This is a genomic window from Cupriavidus alkaliphilus, assembly GCF_900094595.1.
Classification (GTDB): Bacteria; Pseudomonadota; Gammaproteobacteria; order Burkholderiales; family Burkholderiaceae; genus Cupriavidus; species Cupriavidus alkaliphilus.
Map to the genome: position 1 here is coordinate 241705 of NZ_FMAD01000009.1, position 21689 is coordinate 263393.

The 21689-nt window shown below is 69.2% G+C and carries 18 protein-coding genes; 12 read left to right on the forward strand and 6 right to left on the reverse strand.

Annotated features, from left to right (window positions below; translation table 11 throughout):
- The first annotated feature begins 7 nt into the window (after positions 1-7).
- Positions 8-964, forward strand: coding sequence for a prolyl aminopeptidase (gene pip, locus GA0116996_RS19860; RefSeq protein ID WP_092315042.1), 957 nt, complete (start codon positions 8-10; stop codon positions 962-964).
- 51 nt (positions 965-1015) lie between these two features.
- Positions 1016-1669: a glutathione S-transferase family protein gene (locus GA0116996_RS19865; RefSeq protein WP_092315044.1), complete on the forward strand. Its 654-nt coding sequence runs from the start codon at positions 1016-1018 to the stop codon at positions 1667-1669.
- Here the strand turns inward: GA0116996_RS19865 and GA0116996_RS19870 are convergent.
- Entirely contained in the window at positions 1627-2934 is a 1308-nt protein-coding gene (locus GA0116996_RS19870; RefSeq protein ID WP_092315046.1) for an SGNH/GDSL hydrolase family protein, read from the reverse strand. The two genes, GA0116996_RS19865 and GA0116996_RS19870, sit on opposite strands and share 43 nt — an antisense overlap.
- A gap of 134 nt (positions 2935-3068) precedes the next feature.
- Here GA0116996_RS19870 and GA0116996_RS19875 point away from each other — a divergent pair, with 134 nt between their 5' ends.
- A complete protein-coding gene (locus tag GA0116996_RS19875) occupies positions 3069-3974 on the forward strand; it encodes a LysR family transcriptional regulator (RefSeq protein ID WP_092315048.1) in 906 nt (301 codons plus the stop codon).
- Between the two features lie 7 nt (positions 3975-3981).
- Here the strand turns inward: GA0116996_RS19875 and fabG are convergent, their stop codons facing one another.
- The 3 genes from fabG to GA0116996_RS19890 all read right to left on the reverse strand — a co-directional run bounded on the left by fabG (position 3982) and on the right by GA0116996_RS19890 (position 7461).
- Entirely contained in the window at positions 3982-4713 is a 732-nt protein-coding gene (gene fabG, locus GA0116996_RS19880) for a 3-oxoacyl-ACP reductase FabG (protein ID WP_092315050.1), read from the reverse strand.
- A gap of 58 nt (positions 4714-4771) precedes the next feature.
- Positions 4772-6001, reverse strand: a complete 1230-nt coding sequence (locus GA0116996_RS19885; RefSeq protein WP_092315052.1) for an NAD(P)/FAD-dependent oxidoreductase — start codon at positions 5999-6001, stop codon at positions 4772-4774.
- A 143-nt stretch (positions 6002-6144) separates the two neighbouring features.
- Positions 6145-7461, reverse strand: coding sequence for an MFS transporter (locus GA0116996_RS19890; protein ID WP_092315122.1), 1317 nt, complete (start codon positions 7459-7461; stop codon positions 6145-6147).
- A 164-nt stretch (positions 7462-7625) separates the two neighbouring features.
- On the opposite strand from GA0116996_RS19890, the gene cyoA reads away from it, so the two are divergent.
- The 7 genes from cyoA to GA0116996_RS19925 all read left to right on the forward strand — a co-directional run bounded on the left by cyoA (position 7626) and on the right by GA0116996_RS19925 (position 17256).
- The gene (gene cyoA, locus GA0116996_RS19895; RefSeq protein ID WP_165835182.1) at positions 7626-8630 is read left to right on the forward strand and encodes a ubiquinol oxidase subunit II; all 1005 of its coding nucleotides are present in this window, start codon (positions 7626-7628) and stop codon (positions 8628-8630) included.
- A 107-nt stretch (positions 8631-8737) separates the two neighbouring features.
- The gene (cyoB, locus tag GA0116996_RS19900; RefSeq protein ID WP_092315056.1) at positions 8738-10741 is read left to right on the forward strand and encodes a cytochrome o ubiquinol oxidase subunit I; all 2004 of its coding nucleotides are present in this window, start codon (positions 8738-8740) and stop codon (positions 10739-10741) included.
- Positions 10734-11408: a cytochrome o ubiquinol oxidase subunit III gene (gene cyoC, locus GA0116996_RS19905; protein WP_243419704.1), complete on the forward strand. Its 675-nt coding sequence runs from the start codon at positions 10734-10736 to the stop codon at positions 11406-11408. The genes cyoB and cyoC overlap by 8 nt, the downstream gene beginning before the upstream one ends.
- On the forward strand, positions 11405-11806 hold the full coding sequence (gene cyoD / locus GA0116996_RS19910) for a cytochrome o ubiquinol oxidase subunit IV (protein ID WP_092315058.1): 402 nt from the start codon (positions 11405-11407) through the stop codon (positions 11804-11806). Before cyoC ends, cyoD begins: the two co-directional genes overlap by 4 nt.
- A complete protein-coding gene (locus GA0116996_RS19915) occupies positions 11803-12651 on the forward strand; it encodes an SURF1 family protein (RefSeq protein WP_092315060.1) in 849 nt (282 codons plus the stop codon). Before cyoD ends, GA0116996_RS19915 begins: the two co-directional genes overlap by 4 nt.
- Positions 12652-12716: 65 nt before the next feature.
- Positions 12717-13754: an aldo/keto reductase gene (locus tag GA0116996_RS19920; protein ID WP_092315062.1), complete on the forward strand. Its 1038-nt coding sequence runs from the start codon at positions 12717-12719 to the stop codon at positions 13752-13754.
- 226 nt (positions 13755-13980) lie between these two features.
- A complete protein-coding gene (locus GA0116996_RS19925) occupies positions 13981-17256 on the forward strand; it encodes a transglycosylase domain-containing protein (protein WP_092315064.1) in 3276 nt (1091 codons plus the stop codon).
- Here GA0116996_RS19925 and GA0116996_RS19930 read toward each other — a convergent pair.
- Both GA0116996_RS19930 and GA0116996_RS19935 read right to left on the reverse strand, forming a co-directional pair.
- On the reverse strand, positions 17229-17480 hold the full coding sequence (locus GA0116996_RS19930; RefSeq protein WP_092315066.1) for a GlsB/YeaQ/YmgE family stress response membrane protein: 252 nt from the start codon (positions 17478-17480) through the stop codon (positions 17229-17231). The two genes, GA0116996_RS19925 and GA0116996_RS19930, sit on opposite strands and share 28 nt — an antisense overlap.
- A 145-nt stretch (positions 17481-17625) precedes the next feature.
- Positions 17626-19179 carry a methyl-accepting chemotaxis protein gene (locus GA0116996_RS19935; protein WP_092315068.1) on the reverse strand — a complete coding sequence of 518 codons (1554 nt, stop codon included), beginning with the start codon at positions 19177-19179 and terminating at the stop codon, positions 17626-17628.
- 357 nt (positions 19180-19536) lie between these two features.
- On the opposite strand from GA0116996_RS19935, the gene chrA reads away from it, so the two are divergent.
- A complete protein-coding gene (gene chrA / locus GA0116996_RS19940) occupies positions 19537-20769 on the forward strand; it encodes a chromate efflux transporter (protein WP_092315070.1) in 1233 nt (410 codons plus the stop codon).
- 243 nt (positions 20770-21012) lie between these two features.
- Positions 21013-21669 (forward strand): PepSY-associated TM helix domain-containing protein, encoded by a 657-nt coding sequence (locus tag GA0116996_RS19945; protein WP_092315072.1) that lies wholly within the window; start codon positions 21013-21015, stop codon positions 21667-21669.
- Positions 21670-21689 lie beyond the last annotated feature (20 nt).

Here is a 21689-nt window from a genome sequence, read left to right on the forward strand (position 1 = left end):
CCCATCCATGCCCGCCCTGCGCACCCTCTACCCCGAAATCGAGCCCTACGAAACCGGCACGCTTGATGTCGGCGACGGGCATGTCGTCTACTACGAGCGCGTCGGCACGCCCGGCGCCAAGCCCGCGGTGTTCCTGCATGGCGGGCCCGGCGGCGGCATTTCGCCGGACCATCGGCGGCTGTTCGACCCGGCGCGCTATGACGTGCTGCTGTTCGACCAGCGCGGCTGCGGGCGCTCGACCCCGCATGCGGGGCTGGAGGCCAACACCACCTGGCACCTGGTCGACGATATCGAGCGGCTGCGCGTGCTGGCGGGAGTGGAGCGCTGGCTGGTGTTCGGCGGCTCGTGGGGCTCGACGCTGGCGCTGGCCTATGCGCAGAAGCACCCGCAGCGCGTGAGCGAGCTGGTGCTGCGCGGCATTTATACGGTGTCGCAGGCGGAGCTGGACTGGTACTACCAGTACGGCGTGTCCGAGATGTTCCCCGACAAGTGGGCGCGTTTCCAGGCGCCGGTGCCCGTGGCCGAGCGCGGCAACATGATGGCGGCCTACCGCAAGCTGCTGACCGGCCCCGACCACGACAAGCAGGTAGAGGCGGCACGCGCCTGGAGCGTGTGGGAAGGCGAGACCATTACCTTGCTGCCGGATGCAGGCAACAGCGCCAGGCATGACGACGGGCACTTCGCCCTGGCCTTTGCCCGGCTGGAAAACCACTATTTCACGCACCGGTGCTGGCTGGAAGAGGGCCAGCTGCTGCGCGACGCGCACAAGCTGGCCGACATCCCCGGCGTGATCGTGCACGGCCGCTATGACATGCCGTGCCCGGTACGCTATGCCTACGCGCTGCACCAGGCGTGGCCGCAGGCGCAGTTCCACCTGATCGAAGGCGCCGGCCATGCGTGGACCGAGCCGGGCATCATGGACCAGCTGCTTGCCGCGACCGATCGCTTCGCCGCGCAGCGCTAGCCGCGCACCGAAGCTCCCCGGGGGCATGCCCCCACCCCACTGGAGATCACGATGGAGCTGTACGCGCACCCGTTTTCGTCCTATTGCCAGAAGGTCCTGGTGGCGTTGTATGAGAACGCGATTCCCTTCGACTTCCGCATGCTGTCGCCCGACCACCCCCAGCACATGGACGAACTCGGCAAGCGCTGGCCGCTGCGGCGCATGCCGCTGCTGGTCGATGACGGCCGTTCGGTGTTCGAGTCCAGCATCATCATCGAATACCTGGACCAGCATCACCGCGGCCCGGTGCGCTGGCTGCCCGAGTCGGCCGATGCCGCGCTGACGGTGCGCCTGCTCGACCGCTTCTTCGACCAGTACGTGATGACGCCGATGCAGCGCATCGTGGCCGATTACCTGCGTCCCGCGGCGAACCGCGATCCCCATGGCGTGGCCGAATACCGCAAGCTGCTGGACTCGGCCTATGCGTGGCTCGAGACCGAACTGGCGGCGCGGCAATGGGCCGCGGGCGATGCCTTCACGCTGGCGGACTGTGCCGCCGCGCCATCGCTGTTCTACGCGGACTGGGTACAGCCGATCCCCGAATCATGTGGCAACGTGCGCGCGTATCGCAGGCGGCTGCTGGCGCGGCCGTCGTTTGCGCGCGCGGTGGACGAGGCGCGCCCCTATCGCCCGCTGTTCCCCCCGGGCGCGCCGGAGCGCGACTGACCGGCAAGGGCAGGCAGAGTCAGGGCGAACTGCGCCGCCATGGCGCGATAGCCGGCATCGCCCGGATGCAAGTGGTCGCCGCTGTCGAAAGCCGGCAGCAGTGCCTGCGGGCGCGCCGGATCACGCACGGCCGCGTCGAAATCCACCACCGCATCGAACGCGCCGCCATGGCGGATCCAGTCATTGACGGCCAGCCGCACGGCTTCCTTGCCCGGACTGTCATAGCCGCGGATCGGCGTATCGCGTAATGCGCCGGCAAAGGGCGTGATGGTGGCGCCGATCACGCGCACGCCGCGTGCATGCGCCCGCGCGATCAGGCGCCGGTAGCCCTCGATCAGTTCGCCGGCTTGTGGCACGGCGTCGTGCGGGGCGAAGGTCGAGCCCGGCCAGGCGATATCGTTGATGCCGATGGCGGCGATCACGGTGCGGACATGCGCTTGGCTCAGCACGTCGCGATCCAGCCGCGCCAGCGCGGACACGCCCATGCCGTCGCGCAGCAGCCGGCCGCCGGAAATGCCGGCGTTGAGCACGGCCACGCCGTCGGCGGCCAGCTGCTGCGCCAGCACGTCCGGCCAGCGCCGGTTGGTGTCGGGGGTGGAGCCATTGCCTTCGGTGATCGAATCGCCGATCGCAACCACGGCACCCGCGCCCGCCGGGGCTTCGACCTGCACCTCGCTCAGCAGGACCCGTGCGCTGAACACTTGTGGCGCAGCCAGCATGGATTGCGCGGTAGCGTTGCCCGCAGCCAGCCACGCGCTCTGGCGGCCATCCCAGTGGAACGATTCGATTGCGGTGCGCTGCGGCAGGTAAAGGCTGAGCGCGAGTTCACCCAGGGCCGGCGTATCGAGCGCGATCGCATCGCTGGCCACGGACTGGCCCGCCGGGATGATCACCGTCGCGCTGCCGCCGAAGGTCACGGCACGGCTGCCGGCGAGGTCGATGCGGCCGCCACCGGCGTGGGGTGCCAGTTGCGCTGCGCCGATCACAAGCGGTTGCCGGCCATAGGGGTTCGACAACACCACGCGCAGCCGTTGCCCGCCCACGCTCAGCCGCACCACCTGGCGCACCGTCTGGTCCGCCACTTCCGCCGGCACGCCGGTGGGCAGCGGCAGGGCGTCCGGTTGCCACACCGGCTGCTGGCTGGCCATCCAGCTGGTCAGCCAGGCCCGGTCTTGCAACGGGCTGGCGAGCGCGGCGCTGCTGGCGACGGCGGCGGCAAGGGTCGCTGCCGCGACGCGGCGCAGGAAACGAAGATCGGAAAACATGGATAGGTCCTGTCAGATGGACCGGCAACGTTGCCGGCATGGCGCCAAAGTTAGGCGATTCCACTCATGCCAGGTAGCAGGCAAAATGGCATATTGCTCATTCCAATCCGGAATGAGAAAAGACAAGGAACGGCATGGACACCATCCGGGCAATGCAGGTCTTTGTGCGCGCGGTGGAGCTGGGCAGCCTGTCGGCGGTGGCGCGCGAGCAGCAGTCGACGCAGCCGACCATCAGCAAGGTCGTGGCCGCGCTGGAGCGCGACCTGGGCGTGCGGCTGCTGGCGCGCAGCACCACCAGCCTGTTGCCGACCGAGGCCGGGCGGCGCTTCTACGAACGCGCGCGGCGCGTGCTGGACGAATACGGCGAGGCCGTCAGCGATGCGCGCGGCGCGTCCGGCCAGCCCGCGGGCCGCGTGCGCGTCAGCGCGCCAGCCAGCTTCGGCGTGCTGAGGCTCAATGCGCTGGTGCTGGCGTTCCAGCAGCGCTATCCGCAAGTCGAGGTGGAATTGCTGTTCGACGACCGTTTCGTCGACCTGGTCGAAGCCGGGGTCGATGTGGCGGTGCGCCTCGGCGCCACGCTGCCGCCGCATGTGGTGGCGCGCCGTATCGCGGTGTCTCCGCGCCTGCTGGTGGCGGCGCCGGAGTACCTGGCGCGGCATCCGAGGATCCGGCAGCCGGCGGACCTGGCGCGCCACCAGATCCTGCGCTTTACCTGGCTCGCCAGCGGCGACGACATCGTGCTCGACGGACCGGGCGGACAGGCGCTGATCAGCGCGCCGTGCCGGTACCGCGTCAACAACTCGCTGGCGATGCGCGAGAGCTTTCTTGCCGGCGCCGGCTTCGGCATGACGCCGGCGTGGCTGGTGCAGGACCTGCTCGACAGCGGCGCGCTGCGGCGGGTGCTGCCGCGCTGGCAGGGCCCGGCGCAGGAAGCCTTCCTGGTGTGTCCGACGCGGCGCTACCAGCCGGCGCCGGTGCGGGTGCTGCTGGAGTTCCTGGCCAGCGAAATCGCGGCGCTGCCAGGCTTCACGGCGGTCTGATGGCGCGTCAGCCGAACATCCCGCCGTTGACCGAGATCACCTGGCGGGTGATATAGCCCGCGTCGGGCGAGAGCAGGAAGGCCACGGTGGCGGCGACTTCCTCGGGCGTGCCCATGCGCCGCGCCGGGATCAGGCGCAGCGCTTCGTCGCGCACGTGCGGCTCGACCATGTCGGTGTCGATCAGGCCCGGCGCGACGCAGTTGACGGTGATCGCGCGCTTGGCCAGCTCGATCGCCAGCGCCTTGGTGGCGCCGATGATGCCGGCCTTGGCCGCGCTGTAGTTGGCCTGGCCGCGGTTGCCCACCAGCCCCGACACCGACGACAGCGTGACGATGCGGCCCGGCTGGCGGCGCTGCACCATCGGCATCACCACCGGGTTGAGCACGTTGTAGAAGGCATCGAGGTTGGTGTGCACCACCTCGTCCCACTCGGCGCCGGTCATGGCCGGGAAGGCGGCATCGCGCGCCAGGCCGGCGTTGCAGACCACGCCGTAGTAGCAACCATGCGCGGCAATATCTGTCAGCAGCCCGCTGGCGGCTTCTTCGCGGCGGGCCACGTCGAAGCACAGCACACGCGATTTGCGCCCGCACGCGCGCACGGCGTCGGCGACGGAATCCGCCTCGTCGCGACGCGAGCGGCAGTGCACCACCACGTCATAGCCGTCGCGGGCCAGCCGCAGGGCAATGGCGCGGCCAATGCCGCGGGACGAACCCGTGACCAGCACGGTCGGATGGCTCATGGTTGTTGTCCTTGCAGAACCGCCCGCGCCAAGGCGGGCCGGCATACGGTGAGGCGCATCAGAGCTTGCAGAACTCTTCCAGCACCGCCAGCCGCCGGCGCGGCTCGGTGACGAAGGGATTGTCGCGGTCCCACGCATAGCCGGCCAGGATCGCCGCGATCATGTCGCGGATTTCAGAGGTGGCGTTGGGGTGGAAGATCAGCTTCTGGAAACGGCCTTCGTACCAGGCTTCGACAAAGACGCGGAAGCAATCGACGCCGGCCTTGAGCGGCTGCGCGAACTCGTGCTCCCAGTCCACCGCTTCGCCGCGCAGCTGGCGCACCAGGCACTGCGCCGCCAGGCTGGCCGACTTGAAGGCGATGGTCACGCCGGACGAGAACACCGGGTCGAGGAACTCGCCGGCATTGCCGAGCAGCGCATAGCCGTTGCCCCACAGCGACTTCACGTTGGCCGAATAGCCCGCGATCTGGCGCGCCGGGGTGTCCCATTGCGCGTCGGCCAGCAATGCTGCCAGGCCGGGCTCTTCCGCGACCAGCGCTTGCAGCCGCTCGGTCTCGGTGCCGGTGTAGCGGTCCAGGAACGCCTTTTCGGCCACCACGCCCTGCGAGCAGCGCCCGTCGGAGAACGGGATGGTCCAGTACCAGACGTCCTGGTGCTGCGGATGCACGCTGATCAGGATCTTGTTGCGGTCGAAGGTGCCGGTCGGGATGCGGTCCTGCACGTGCGTGAAGATCGCGCTGCGCACCGGGAAGCCCGACGGCGTTTCCAGCTGCAGCAGGCGCGGCAGGATGCGGCCGAAGCCGGAGGCATCGAGCAGGAACTTCGCGCGCACGGTGTACTGGCTGCCGTCCGGCGCGCGCACGGTGACTTCCGGCTGCACGCCGCTGACATCGACGTTCTCCACTACGTGCGAGAAACGCACCTCAGCGCCCTGGCGCTCGGCCTCGCGGATCAGCACGTGGTCGAACTGCGCGCGCTGCACCTGGTAGGTGGTGCCCCAGCCGGGCGAATACTTCTGGCGGAAGTCGAAGGCGGTGCGCTGCGCGCCGCGCGCGAACGCGGCGCCGTTCTTGTACTGGAAGCCGGCTTCCACCACCGCGCGCAGCATGCCTGCTTCTTCGAGATAGGCCATGCTTTGCGGCAGCAGGCTTTCGCCGATGGAGAAGCGCGGGAAGGTTTCTTTCTCGATCACCAGCACCGGAATACCGTGCTTGCGCAGCAGCCCGGCAGCGACCGAGCCGGCAGGCCCAGCGCCGATGATGACGACGTCCGTGGTTTCCGTTTTCATAAGCTTCGGCTCCGGAATCACATCCGGAACGACGGGATTTTGGCGGGCGTCAATTGTACTCAGAACGCTGCCCGGCGCCGGCAAAACCGGCCCCGGCGGCTTTCATGACTCACGGCGATGGCTGCGCGGGCGCGCCGCGCCAGTCAGACATGCGTCCCCAGCGCCCGATTGATCCGCAGCGCCAGCAGCGTGCAGGCAACGCCGGAAAGCAGGTAGCCGCTCACCGCGAACAGGCCGAATTCCGCCGACAGCCCCAGCGCCACCAGGGGCGCGAAGCCGGCGCCGAACAGCCACGCCATGTCGGTGGTCAGCGCCGCGCCGGTGTAGCGGAAGCGCCGCTCGAAGTTCGAGGTCACGGCACCGGCGGCCTGGCCGTAGGACAAGCCCAGCAAGCCGAAGCCGAGCAGGATGAACAGGTCTTGCGCGAGCGGGCCGCCGCCCATCAGCCAGGGCGCGAACAGGCTGAAGATGCCGATCAGGATGGCCATCAGCGCCAGCGTGGTGCGACGCCCGATCCGGTCCGCGATCACGCCCGAGACGATGGTGCCGAGGATGCCGATGAAGGCGCCGGCAATCTGCACCGCCAGCACGTCGGTGACCGGCTGCGAGCCATTGAGCGCGACCCACGACAGCGGAAACACCGTCACCAGGTGGAACAGCGCAAAGCTCGCCAGCGCGGCGAACGCGCCCAGCAGCAGGTTGTAGCCCTGCTTCCTGACGATCTCGGTGGTGCTGATGGGCTCGAGCTCGTCTTCGTCGAGCAGCTGCGTGTATTCGTGCGTCACCACCAGGCGCAGGCGTGCGAACAGCGCCACCACGTTGATCGCGAACGCGACATAGAAGGGATAGCGCCAGCCCCACGCCAGGAACTCGTGCGGCTCGAGGCTGAGGTTGAGGAACAGGAACAGCGCACCGGCGACGATAAAGCCGGTGGGCGCGCCCAGTTGCCCCAGCATCGCGTACCAGCCGCGCCGCTGCGGGGGCGCGTTCAGCGCCAGCAATGAGGGCAGCCCGTCCCACGAGCCGCCGAAGGCCACGCCCTGCAGCGTGCGGAACACCGCCAGCAGGATGATGGAAGTCTGCCCGAGCGACGCATAGCCGGGCAGGAAGGCGATGCCGACGGTGGCGGTGCCGAGCAGGAACAGCGACGCGGTCAGCTTGACGCCGCGGCCCCAGCGGCGCTGGATGCGCATGAACAGCGTGGTGCCGAAGGGCCGGCCGATAAAGGCCAGCGCGAAGATGGCGAAGGCGTAGAGCAGCGCGTCGAGCCGGTCGGCGAACGGAAAGTAGACCGCGGGGAACACCAGCACCGAGGCAATGCCGTAGACGAAGAAATCGAAGTATTCCGAGGCGCGGCCGATCACCACGCCGGTGGCGATTTCCGCGGGCGCGACATGCGCGGCGCCGGGCGCGGGAGGTGCTGTAGGAGACGCCCGGTGCTGGTGGGTCGCGGTGGTCATCGGCATACCTCCCGTGTCTGTGGGCGAGGGCGCTGCAAATTGCACCATGAAGAATGGCACTTGAGCGCCTACACTGCCATAGTTGCTCAGACCAGTCTAAGTCACTTGCGCCGCGGCGTACAAATGGCGCGGGCCCGAAAGCTATGCGATCTTCCGGTCAGACAATGTCCATGCACCGCCCGATCCGCTGGTTGCTGCTGCCAGTCGTGCTGTCGCTGGCCGGCTGCAACGCCGTGCTGCTTGCGCCGGCCGGCGACCTGGCCGTGCGGCAACGTGACCTGATCATCATTTCCACCGGGCTGATGCTGCTGATCATCGTGCCGGTGATCGTGCTGACGCTGGTGTTTGCGTGGCGATATCGCGCCGCCAACGCCGATGCGCACTACAACCCCGACTGGGACCACTCCACGGTGCTGGAGCTGCTGATCTGGTCGGCACCGCTGCTGATCATCATCGCGCTCGGCGCCATTACCTGGGTCAGCACCCACAAGCTCGATCCCTACCAGCCGCTGACCCGGCTCGACGACAGCCGCCCGCTGCCGCCGGGCACGCAGCCGCTGACGGTGGAGGTGGTGGCGCTCGACTGGAAGTGGTTGTTCGTCTACCCCGAGCAAGGCATCGCCACCGTCAACGAGCTGGCCGCCCCGGTCGACCGGCCGATCCGCTTCAAGATCACGTCCACCACCATGATGAATTCGTTCTTCATCCCCGCGCTGGCCGGCCAGGTCTACGCCATGCCGGGCATGGAAACGCGCCTGCATGCGGTAATCAACCGGCCGGGCGTCTACGAGGGCTTCTCCGCCAATTACAGCGGCGCGGGCTTTTCGCACATGCGCTTCCGCTTCCATGGCCTGAGCGACGATGAATTCGGCCGCTGGGTGCAGACCGTGCGGGCCGCCGGCGCGCCGCTGAGCCGGGCCACCTATACGCAGCTGGCGCAGCCCAGCGAACGCGAGCCGGTGCGGCGCTACGGCAGCGTCGACGCGAACCTGTTCGATGCCATCGTGAACCGTTGCGTGCAGGCCGGGCAGGTCTGCCAGAAAGACCTGATGGCCCGCGATAAGCAGCGCGCCGCGGGCCTGGGCGCCGCCGTCTGCACCGCCAGCAACACGCTGGCCGAACCGCTGTTCGGGACCGGCGCGGCCGGTGCCGGCGAGCTGCTGCGCTAGCGCGCCTGCGTCGGTGGCAGGCGCTGCGCGGGGTCGTGCGCAAGACCGTGCGGATGACCGTGCGAATGACCGTGACCTAGAACGCCGTTGTTGTCCTGGAGATCCACATGCCGGAGCGATCCGAACTCGCCACGCAACTCTTCGGCCGCCTGAGCTGGGAGGCAATCCCGCTGCATGAGCCCATCCTGATCGCTACCTTCGCGGTGGTGGCGCTCGGCGGGCTGGCGCTGGCCGGCGGGGTCACGTACTACGGCAAGTGGGGCTACCTGTGGCGCGAGTGGTTCACCAGCATCGACCACAAGCGCATCGGCATCATGTACATGATCCTCGGCATCATCATGCTGCTGCGCGGCTTTGCCGATGCCATCATGATGCGCATCCAGCAGGCCATTGCCTTCGGCGACAACCTGGGCTACCTGCCGCCGCACCACTATGACCAGATCTTCACCGCGCACGGCGTGATCATGATCTTCTTCGTCGCCATGCCGCTGGTCACCGGCCTGATGAACTTTGTCGTGCCGCTGCAGATCGGCGCGCGCGACGTGGCCTTTCCTTTCCTGAACAACTTCAGCTTCTGGATGACGGTGGGAGGCGCCGTGCTGGTGATGATGTCGCTGTTCGTCGGCGAGTTCGCGCGCACCGGCTGGCTCGCCTATCCGCCGCTGTCCGGCATCCTGCAGAGCCCGGACGTGGGCGTGGACTATTACCTGTGGTCGTTGCAGGTGGCGGGGGTGGGCACGCTGTTGTCAGGCATCAACCTGCTGGTGACCATCGTCAAGATGCGCGCGCCCGGCATGACGCTGATGCGCATGCCGATCTTCACCTGGACCGCGCTGTGCACCAACGTGCTGATCATCGCCGCGTTCCCGGTGCTGACCGCGGCGCTGGGGATGCTGGCGGTCGACCGTTACCTGGGCATGAACTTCTTCACCAGCGACCTTGGCGGCAGCGCCATGATGTACGTGAACCTGATCTGGATCTGGGGCCACCCCGAGGTCTATATCCTGATCCTGCCGGTGTTCGGGGTGTTCTCCGAGGTGGTCGCCACCTTCTGCCGCAAGCGCCTGTTCGGCTATGCCTCGATGGTCTATGCCACGGTGGTGATCACGGTGCTGTCGTACCTGGTGTGGCTGCATCACTTCTTCACGATGGGCTCGGGCGCCAGCGTGAACTCGTTCTTCGGCATCACCACCATGATCATCTCGATCCCGACCGGTGCCAAGCTGTTCAACTGGCTCTTCACCATGTACCACGGGCGCATCCGCTTCGAGGTGCCGATGCTGTGGACCGTGGGCTTCATGGTGACGTTCGTGATCGGCGGCATGACCGGCGTGCTGCTGGCGGTGCCGCCGGCCGATTTCTCGCTGCACAACAGCCTGTTCCTGGTCGCGCATTTCCATAACGTAATCATCGGCGGCGTGCTGTTCGGGCTGATGGCCGGCATTACCTACTGGTTCCCCAAGGCCTTTGGCTACCGGCTGGATCCGTTCTGGGGCAAGTGCTCGTTCTGGTTCTGGCTGGTCGGCTTCTACGTGGCGTTCATGCCGCTCTACGTGCTGGGGCTGATGGGGGTGACCCGGCGCGTGAGCCATTTCGAGGACCAGTCGCTGCAGATCTGGTTCCAGCTGGCCGGCGTGGGCGCGCTGCTGATCGCGCTGGGCATCGGCTGCTTCCTGGTGCAGCTGGTGGTGAGCTTCCTGCGCCGCGAGTCGCTGCGCGATGTCACCGGCGACCCGTGGGACGGCCGCACGCTGGAGTGGTCGACCTCGTCGCCGCCGCCGCCGTACAACTTTGCCTTCACGCCGCTGGTGCATGACAACGACGCCTGGTGGCAGATGAAGGCGCATGGCTACCAGCGCCCCGAGCACGGCTTCATCCCGATCCATATGCCAAAAAATACGGGCGCGGGCATCATCCTGGCCGCGCTGAGCACGCTGTGCGGCTTCGCCCTCATCTGGCATATCTGGTGGCTGGCGGTGCTGGCCTTCGCCGCCACCCTGGTCACGGCGATCGGCCATACCTTCAACTACCAGCGCGATTTCTACATCCCGGCCGACACGGTCCACCGCACCGAGGCAGAGCGCAGCGCGCTGCTGGCCAGCCATGGCTGATACCTTCGCTCCCTTTACCGCCGAAGGCACGCGCCCGCACGAGGCCCCGCCGCAGCGCGCGCCCGCGCCGCCGGCCGAGCTGCGCTTCTACCTGACCGAGGAATACCACGTGCCCAACGGCACGCTGCTCGGTTTCTGGCTCTACCTGATGAGCGACTGCCTGATCTTTGCGTGCCTGTTCGCCGCTTACGGCGTGCTGGGCCGCAACTATGCGGGCGGGCCTTCCGGCGCCGAGCTGTTCGACCTGCCGCTGGTGGCGCTGAATACATCGTTCCTGTTGCTGTCGTCGATCACCTACGGCTTTGCCATGCTGGAGACGCAGCGTGGCCGGCTGGGGCCGACGCAGGGCTGGCTCGCCGTGACCGGCCTGCTGGGCGCGGCCTTTCTCGCGGTCGAGATCTACGAGTTCGCGCACCTGGTCGGCGAGGGCGCCGGGCCGCAGCGCAGCGGCTTCCTGACCTCCTTCTTCGCGCTGGTCGGCACCCACGGCCTGCATGTGACCTTCGGCATCGTGTGGCTGGTCACGCTGGTGGTGCAGCTGCGCCGCCACGGGCTGATCCCCGAGAACAAGCGACGGCTGATGTGCCTGTCGATGTTCTGGCACTTCCTCGACGTGGTCTGGATCGGCGTCTTTACCTTTGTCTACCTGATGGGAGTGCTGCCATGAGCGCGCACGACGACACGCTGCCGGCCCACGGCCATGGACACGCCGGCGACCATGGCCACGGCGAAGCTGAGATCCATATCTCGCTGGGTGGCTACGTGACCGGCTTCGTGCTGTCGGTGATCCTGACCGCGATCCCGTTCTGGCTGGTGATGGGCAAGGTGTTCGAACAGTCGAGCACCACCGCGATGGTGCTGCTGGCGCTGGGCGCGGTGCAGATCGTTGTGCACATGATCTACTTCCTGCACCTGAACGCCAGGTCCGAGGGCGGCTGGAACATGCTGGCGCTGATCTTCACGCTAGTGCTGGTGGTGATCACGCTGACGGGCACGCTGTGGGTGATGTTCCACCTGAATTCCAATATGATGCCGGGCATGCATACCACCAAGACCCTGCCTTGACCGGTTCCACCGACGACCGCGCGCCGGTCGAACAATTGCGCACCGCCCACGCCAACAAAGGCGTCCCCGAATCCGCGCGCCCGCTGTCGACAGTCTGGCTGGCCGCACTGGCCCTGTTCGCCGCGGCGGCCATCGCCGGCCTGGTGGCGCTGGGCAACTGGCAGGTCGAGCGCCGCGCCTGGAAGCTCGGCCTGATCGCCCAGGTGGCCGAGCGCGTCCATGCGCCGCCGGTGGCGGCGCCCGCGCCCGCGCAGTGGGCGGGGCTGACCAAGGCCAATGCCGAGTACCGGCGGGTCCGCGCCAGCGGCACCTTCCTCGACGACCGCCAGACCCTGGTGCAGGCCGTGACCGAGCAGGGCGGCGGCTATTGGGTAATGACGCCGCTGCGGCTGGCCGACGGCAGCACCGTGCTGGTCAACCGCGGTTTCGTCGCCGAGCCGTTCCGCGCGCGCGTGGCCCCCGCCGGCAGCGGCCCCAGCGAAGTGGTCGGCCTGCTGCGCATGAGCGAGCCGGGCACCGGCCTGCTGCGCCACAATGACGCGGCGCGCGACCAGTGGTTCTCGCGCGACGTGGCGGCGATCGCCGCGCACCGCGGCCTGGGGCAGGTCGCGCCGTATTTCATCGACGCCGCGGCAGTGCCGCCGCCGGCCGGGGCGGACCCCAAGGCCTGGCCCGCGGGTGGGCTGACGGTGACGGCCTTTACCAACAACCACCTAGGCTACGCCCTCACCTGGTACGGGCTGGCGCTGATGGTGGCGGCTGCCGCGGCCTACGTGGGGCGCGAGGAATACCGCAAGCGCCGCGGCGCAAGCGCCGCCGCAGCCCACTCCGATCCGCGCGCCTGAGGCCGCGCCGGCAAGCCTGGCCGGCTGGCGGCACAATGTGGGCTGTCCCATCCCAAGGAGCCGCCATGCCAGACCTCTCCATGCCGTACCGCCGCCTTGGCGCCAGCAACCTGCGCGTCTCGGCGCTGTGCCTGGGCACCATGATGTTCGCCGACCAGACCGACGAGGCCGAGGCCGGCCGCATCGTCGCCAGCGCGCGTGACCACGGCGTGAACTTCATCGATACCGCCGACGTGTACAGCAAGGGCGCGTCCGAACAGATGGTCGGGCGCCTGCTGACCGCCGAGCGCCACGACTGGGTGCTGGCCACCAAGCTCGGCAACGCCATGCAGGCCGCGCCCAACCACGGCCACTACTCGCGCGCGTGGATCACGCGCGCGGTCGAGGACAGCCTGCACCGGCTGGCGACCGACTACATCGACATCCTCTACCTGCATCGCGACTATCCCGGCGCCAACCTGGAAGAGCCGGTGCGTGCCATGGGCGACCTGGTGCGCAGCGGCAAGATCCGCTACTGGGCGGTGTCGAACTTCCGCGGCTGGCGCATCGCCGAGATCGCGCGCCTGTGCGGCGAGCTGGGCGTGCCACGTCCGGTGGCGTGCCAGCCGTACTACAACCTGCTGAACCGGCTGCCGGAAGTGGAGATCCTGCCCGCGTGCGAGCACTACGGCCTGGGCGTGGTGCCCTACAGCCCGGTGGCGCGCGGCGTGCTGACCGGCAAGTACGCGCCCGGCCAGGCGCCGGCCGAAGGCACGCGCGCGGGCCGCGCCGATCGCCGCATGATGGAGACCGAGTTCCGCGAGGAGTCGCTGGTCATCGCGCAGCAGCTCAAGACCCATGCCGAGGCGCGCGGGCTGACGCCGGGGCAGTTCGCCACGGCGTGGGTGCTGGCCAACCCGATCGTGTCGTCGGTGATCGCCGGCCCGCGCACGCTGGCGCAGTTCGAGGATTACTTCGGCGCGCTCGGTGCCGCGATCACGCCCGAGGAAGAGGCGATGATCGATGCGATGGTGTCGCCGGGCCATGCCTCGACGCCGGGCTACAACGATCCGGGCTATCCGTTGACCGGCCGGCCGGTCGGTCGTGCGGCCGCTGGCCGATAATCCGCGGCACCTTTCGGACGCGCCGGAAGTGGCGCAGGCGCTGCCTGGGGTGACGCCCCTCTGCAACGGCACGCGACCCGCGCGCGTGCTTGATGCACCCGGGCGCGACTCCTACTAATATCAAGACAGGCGGGCGCGCGCGAGGCGCGCACCGCGAAAAAACCGCGCTTCGAGCCGGCGCATGAAGAGATTGCGCGCTGTGCCGGCCCATCAAGGAAGCCCAAACGTGTCGCGTCGTGGCTGGATTTTCGCTGGCTTGGCGGTCGCCCTCACGGGCGGCGCCTATGTCGTGTATAGCGTTGTCGCAAGCGAGGTGCGCAACTCGCACTGGCAGGCGCGGCTGATCGGCAGCCTGGGCCAGCGGCTGACGTTCGAGATCCAGCCGGGTGCCAGCGACAGCATCCGCTTCCCGCATTCCGGACCCTATGACGCCCGCATGGGCTACGGCCAGCTGCCGCTGTTCGCGCAGCGGCTGGAGCAGCGCGGCTACGTCCCCGCCGAACAGGCGCGCATGTCGCCCGACATGGTGCGGCTGATCGACGAAGGCCTGTTCGCGCCCTATCGCGAGAAGAACCAGGCGGGCCTGCTGCTGCGCGACTGCAACGGCCTGACGCTGGCGTTCGAGCGCTACCCGCAGCGCCAGTACGCGGATTTCGGCGCGGTGCCGCCGGTGCTGGTGAGCGCGTTGCTGTACGTCGAGAACCAGGGCCTGCTCAATCCGGAATACCCCAACATGAACCCGGCGCTGGACTGGCGCCGGCTGTCGCGCGCGGTGCTGGACCAGATGATCCGGCTTGCCGACAAGTCGCACGACGCGCCCGGCGGCAGCACGCTGGCGACGCAGATAGAGAAATACCGGCACTCGCCCGAGGGCCGTACCACCTCGATCCCGGAAAAATTCCGGCAGATGGCGTCAGCATCGCTGCGCGCCTACCTGGACGGCCCGGACACCCAGCGTGCGCGCGAGCGCATCGTGGTCGACTACCTGAACACGGTGCCGCTGTCGGCGCGCGCCGGCTTCGGCGAGATCAACGGCATCGGCGATGCGCTGTGGGTCTGGTACGGCGAGGATTTCGGCGAAGTCAACCGCCTGCTCAAGGAGATGGACCAGCGCGCGCCGGATCCGCGCCAGGCGCAGGCCTTCAAGCGCGCGCTGTCGCTGATCATCTCGCAGCGCCGCCCGTCGTACCACCTGCGCCGCGACGATACCAACCTGGACGCGCTGACCGGCAGCTACCTGCGCCTGATGGCGGCCAACGGCATCATCACCGCCGAACTGCGCGACGCCGCGCTGGCGCAGCCGCTGGACAAGGCGTCGGCGCCGCAGCGCCCGCCGCAGGAGCCCTTTGTCACGCGCAAGGCCGTCAACCGCGTGCGCGCCGACATCGGCCGGCTGACCGGGGTCGAGAGCCGCTACGACATGGACCGGCTCGACCTGACCGTGGACAGCACCATCAACCGCGAGGCCCAGCGCATCGTCGTCGACACGCTGCAGCGCGTGAACAACAAGGCCGACGCGCGCGCCATGGGCCTGTATGGCCACAACCTGCTGCGCGACCACGACGATCCGTCCCGGCTGATGGCCAGCTTCACGCTGTACGAGCGCGTCGGCAATGCCAGTGTGGTGCGGATCCAGGCCGACAATATCGACCAGCCGTTCGACATCAACAGCGGCGCGCGCCTGAACCTGGGCTCCACCGCCAAGCTGCGCACGCTCGTGACCTACCTGGAGATCATCAGCGAACTGCACGCGCGCTATGCCGGCATGACCAGCGCCGAACTGGCCGCGGTGCCGCTGGCGCGTCAGGACGCGCTCAGCCGCTGGGCGGTCGAATACCTGGCCAAGGCACGCAAGCCGGCCGAGCGCGAGCTGATGGCGATGCTCGAGGCGGCGATGGAGCGCAAGTATGCCGGCGGTGCCGGCGAAGCCTTCTACACCGGCGGCGGCCTGCAGAGCTTCACCAACTTCGAGCGCGAGTCGGGCCTGCGCAACCTGACCGTGCGCACTGCGTTCCAGCACTCGGTCAACCTGGTGTTCATCCGCATGATGCGCGACATCGTGCGCTACGAGACCTTCCACGCCAACCCGGATATCGGCAACCTGTTCGAAGACCGCGACGCGCCCGGCCGGCGCGCCTACCTGGAGCGCTTTGCCGACCAGGAAGGCAGCGCCTACATGACCAGCTTCTACCAGCGCTACCGCGGCAAGACTTCGGAGCAGCGCCTGGCCACGCTGCTGGGGCGGGTGCGCATGACCACGCCGCACCTGAACGCGGTGCGCATGTCGGTGACGCTGCTGAGCGCGCGGCCCGCGCTGGACGAGGACAGCTATATCCGCATCATGCGCGCGCGCCTGGGCGACAAGCAGCTGGCCAAGGAAGACCTGCCGGCGCTGTACCGCAAATACGGCAAGGACAAGTTCAACCTGAACGACCGTGGCTACCTGTCGCGGGTGCATCCGCTGGAACTGTGGATGGTGGAATACCTGGACCAGCACCCCGACGCGACGCTGCCGGAGATCCTGCGCGCCAGCGCCGCCGAGCGCCAGGAAGTGTACAAATGGCTGTTCCGCACGCGCAGCAAGGCCGGGCAGGACAACCGCATCCGCACGCTGCTGGAGCAGGACGCCTTTACGCGCATCGCGCGGCGCTGGCAGCGGCTGGGCTATCCGTTCGACTCGCTGACTCCGTCGTATGCAAGCGCCATCGGCGCCGCCGGCGACCGCCCCGCGGCGCTGGCCGAGCTGGCCGGCATCCTGCTGTCAGGCGGCGTGGTCACGCAGAACGCGGCCGTGCGCAGCCTGGCGTTTGCCGACGGCACCCCGTACGCCACCCGCTATGTGCTGCAGCCCGGCCCGGGCAAGCGCGTGCTGCCGGCCGAGGTCGCCGAGCTGGCGCGCCGGTCGATGCTGGATGTGGTGGAGCGCGGTACCGCCAAGTCGATCCGCGGCGCGTTCACGGTGCCGGGGCGCGATGGCGCCACCTTGACCGTGGCCGGCAAGACCGGCACCGGCGACCAGCGCTTCCAGGTCTACGGGCCGGGCGGGCGGCTGATCTCGTCGCGCTCGGTGAACCGTTCGGCCACCTTTGTCTTCACGCTGGGCGAACGCTTCTTCGGTACCGTGGTGGTCAATGTGCGCGAACCCTACGCGGCGCGCTACAGCTTCACCAGCGCGCTGGCGGTGCGGGTGCTGCGAGCGATTGCCCCGCAGGTGTCGGCGATGGCGCCGGGCGGCGACCGCGCGCTGCTGCGCTGCCGCGACGCGGCCCCGGGCTTGCGCACGCCGCGCGCCCCGACCATGGCGTCACCGGCCGACGGCATGCCCGGCACGGTCCTGGCCGAAGGCCCGGGCGCGGGACTGGAAGCCGCGCTGCAGCCGCCGGCGCGGCAGGAGGTGGCCGCGATGCCGCCGCCGCCGGCGCCCCAGGCGCCGGGCCTGGCCGACAACGACGCGGCCGGCGTGCGCCGCGCCAGTCAGGCCTTGCGGCGCACCATGCCGTAGATGACCAGCAGCACGATCGCGCCAAGCACAGAGGCAACCCAGCCCGCGGGCTCGCCTGGCTGGTACCAGCCCAGCGCGCGGCCGACATAGCCCGCGACCACCGAGCCCAGGATGCCCAGGATGATGGTCATGATCCAGCCCAGCTTGTCGTCGCCGGGCTTTACCGCCCTGGCGATCAGGCCGACGATAAGGCCAACGAACACGGTGCCAATGAATGCCATCATGGTGCGCTCCTGTCAGTGGTCTGCGGTAACGGGCTGATGCACTGGGCCGGCCGCCTGTGCGGCCGGCTTCGCTTCATCATACACGCAGGGCGCGGCAGGCGGATGGCGCGCGGGGCGTGCGGGGCATGCGGCCGGACTGCGCCGCTCAGGCCGCCAGGCGGAACTGGCCCACGGCGCGGTGCAGCGCCTCGGCCTGGTCTTCCAGCGACGCGGCCGCCGCCGCCGCCTGTTCCACCAGGGCGGCGTTCTGCTGCGCCATCTGGTCCATCTGCGACACCGCCTGGTTGACCTGCTCGATGCCGCCGGTCTGTTCCTCGGTGGCGGCGCGCATTTCTCCCATCAGGTCGGTCACGCGCTTGACCGCGCCGACGATCTCGTCCATTGCGCGGCCGGCGTTCTCGACCAGCACCGAACCGTCTTCGACGCGCTGCGCCGAGTTGCCGATCAGCGCCTTGATTTCCTTGGCCGCGGTGGCGCTGCGCTGGGCCAGCGTGCGCACCTCGCCGGCCACCACCGCGAAGCCGCGGCCCTGGTCGCCGGCACGGGCCGCCTCGACCGCCGCGTTGAGGGCCAGGATATTGGTCTGGAAGGCGATGCCCTCGATCACGCCGATGATGTCGACCACCTTGCCCGAGGCACTCTTGATCTCGCCCATGGTGTCCACCACCTGGCTGACGATGGCGCCCCCGCGCACGGCGATGTCCGACGCGCCCTCGGCCAGGTGGCTGGCCTGGCGCGCGTTCTCGGCGCTCTGGCGCACGGTGCTGGTGAGCTGCTCCATGCTGGCGGCGGTTTCCTGCAGCGACGCGGCCTGCTCCTCGCTGCGGCGCGACAGGTCGGCATTGCCCGCGGCGATCTGCTTGGCCGCGCCGGCAATCGAATCGGCCGAGCCGCGGATGCTGCCGATCGCGCCGGTCAGGCGCGACTGCATGCGGTGCATGGCATGGAGCACGCTGTGCTCGTCGCCGGCGCGCAGCTCGACCTGGCCGGCCAGGTCGCCTTCGGCAATGCGACCGGCGATCAGCGCGGTGGTGGCCGGCTCGCCGCCCAGCTGGCGCTGCAGGCTGGCCGCGACCCGCACCATCACCAGCGACATCAGCGCGCCCACCGCCAGCAGCAGCCCCAGCGCCTTCCACAGCTCCTGGCGGAATGCCGCCTCGATGTCGTCCAGGTACAGCCCGGCGATGAAGTTCCAGTCCCACGGGCGGAAGTTGGCCACGTAGCTCAGCTTGGGCTGCGGCGCCTGCGCGCCCGGCTTCGGCCACAGGTATTCGACGAAGCCCTTGCCGGGGCCCTTGCCGATCGCGGCGATGTCGCGGAACAGGTAGACCCCGTTCGGGTCCTTCATGCCTTCCATCGCCTTGCCGTTCATCTCCGGCTTGAACGGGTGCATCAGCACCACGGTGTCGGAACGCATCAGCGTGAAGTAGCCGTCGGTGCCGAAGCGCATCGCGCGCACGCGCTCGATTGCCTGCTGCTTCGCTTCCTCGGCCGGCAGCTTGCCGGCCTTGGCCAGGGCCTCGTACTCGGCCACCACCGAGACCGCGGTGTCGGTGACGTGGGCCAGGTCGAGCCGGCGCTCGTCCATGCGCAGCGTGCGGATGTGCCACGCATTCCACAGCGTGATGCCGAGCAGGCAGACCCAGCTCAGCACCAGCGGCAACAGCAGTTTTTTCTTCAGGCTAAGGTTGTGCAGCATCGCTTCTACTCCTCCTTCTTCTTCGCGCTTTACGCTTGTCATCGGTGATGCGCATCGCCGTGCCACGCCAGGTGACGAGGGTGGCCGGCCAGCAGGGGACAAGGGCCGACGGCGCGTGCGTCTGCGGCATAACGGCGCAAAACGGACGTAACTTGATTGAGGTAGGCCCGCCACACCGGCAGTGTGGTTGATTGGTTTCAAAAGTCTGGCTCGGTGTTGTGCGTCATGCGACGCTTCGCTCGGGCCGCGTGGCAGGGCGCGTGCTTTCGCCTTCGCTTTGTCACGCCGGGCTGGCAAAAATCGGTCAGAATCTGCGCTGTCCTCCGTACGCCCCTGCCGTTTGCCGCAAACCGCCCCATGGCCTCCTTGCCCAGCCCCTCCGACGACACCCGCGGCCACGACGGGCCGCTTGCCGTGTTCCTGATCTTCCTGCGGCTCGGCCTGACCTCGTTCGGCGGCCCGGTGGCCCACCTGGCGTATTTCCGCGATGAACTGGTACGCCGGCGCGGCTGGCTCAGCGAGACGGCCTATGCCGACGTGGTGGCGCTGTGCCAGTGCCTGCCCGGACCGGCCAGCAGCCAGACCGGCATCGCGCTGGGGCTGGCGCGCGCCGGCTATGGCGGCGCGCTGGCGGCATGGGTGGGCTTCACGCTGCCGTCGGCGCTGGCCATGATCGTGTTCGCGCTGGGGGTGACCCATTACGGCATGGCCGCGGCGCCGGGCGCGCTGCACGGGCTGAAGCTGGTGGCGGTGGCGGTGGTGGCGCAGGCGGTGTGGGGCATGGCGCGGACGCTGTGCGTCGGCCCGGTGCGCATCGCCATCATGCTGGTGGCCGCCGGCACCGTGCTGGCGTGGCCCGGGCCGTGGGCCCAGGTGGCCCTGATGGCCGCTGCCGCGGTGGCCGGCATGGCCCTGTTGCGGCCGGCGCTGGGCGGCGCGCATGAACCGCTGCGGCTGCCGGTGACGCATCGGGGCGGCGTGCTGGCGCTGGCGCTGTTTGCCGCGCTGCTGGCCGGCCTGCCGCTGCTGGCGCAGTGGGCCGCCGACCCGGCCGTGCGCGTGTTCGACGCCTTTTACCGCGCCGGCGCGCTGGTGTTCGGCGGCGGGCACGTGGTGCTGCCGCTGCTGGATGCAGCCGTGGTGACGCCCGGCTGGGTCGGCAAGGAAGCCTTCCTGGCCGGTTATGGCGCGGCGCAGGCCATGCCCGGGCCGCTGTTTTCCTTCGCCGCGTTCCTCGGCGCTGCCATGCAGGACCCGCCCACCGGCCTCGCCGGCGGCCTGCTGTGCACGCTGGCCATCTTCCTGCCCGGCGCGCTGCTGGTGCTGGGCGCGCTGCCGTTCTGGGAAAGCCTGCGCCGCAACCAGCGCGCCCAGGCGGCGCTGGCCGGCATCAACGCCGGCGTGGTCGGGCTGCTGCTGGCGGCGCTGTGGCATCCGGTATGGACCAGCGCGGTGCAGGGCCCGCTGGACATCGTGCTGGTGGCGCTGGCACTGGTGGCGCTGATGCGCTGGAAGCTGCCGCCGTGGCTGGTGGTGGTGGCCAGCGGCGTGGCGGGCTGGGCGGTGGCGGCGCTGGCGACTGTCGTTTGAGGCGGGCCTGGCGCACGCACGCAAACAACCCCCGCCTTGACGTTGTAATGCGCTGTAATCCGCCCCGCCGGCCGACCGTTTGCGCTTTCAAATGCGAACGATTATCCTTCTCTCTTCCGCGCCTCCTTGTGCCGGCCATGGCACATCCTGACGCCCTGTGAGCGTTCCAGGGGGCGCTTTCGCTACCCGTACCAGGCAAGACCGGGCGTGGCCACACCAGATCGCGCCAGCCGACCCACCGCAATGACCGACACCCAGCCGGCCGCCGGCCAGCAGCGCCGTGCCTTCTGGCTCAAGCATCTCCACCAGTGGCACTGGATCAGTTCCGCGATCTGCCTGGTCGGGATGCTGCTGTTCGCGGTCACCGGCTTCACCCTGAACCACGCCGGCCAGATCGAGGCCAGGCCCGCCGTGCAGACCCGGCACGCCACGCTGCCCACGCGCGTGCTCGACAAGGTCCGGGCCGCGGCGCCCGCCGGCGCCGCCGGGGCGGGCGAGACCAAGGCGCCGGTGCCGGCGGTGCTGGCCGACTGGCTGGCGCAGGCGCTGGATATCGACGCCGGCGGGCGCGAGGCGGAATGGTCCGCCGACGAAATTTACGTGGCGCTGCCGCGCCCTGGCGGCGACGCGTGGGTCAGCATCGCGCTCGACAGCGGCGAGGCGCAGTACGAGACCACCTCGCGCGGTGCCGTCTCGTACCTGAACGACCTGCACAAGGGCCGCAACACCGGCGCGGCGTGGAGCCTGTTCCTGGACGCGTTCGCGCTGGCATGCCTGGTGTTCTGCGTGACCGGCCTGTTCCTGCTCAAGCTGCATGCGGGCGGGCGCGTGGCGACCTGGCCGCTGGTGGGGCTGGGGCTGGTGGTGCCGGTGCTGCTGGCGATCCTGTTTATCCACTGATCGGTCGCGCTCGCGCCGAT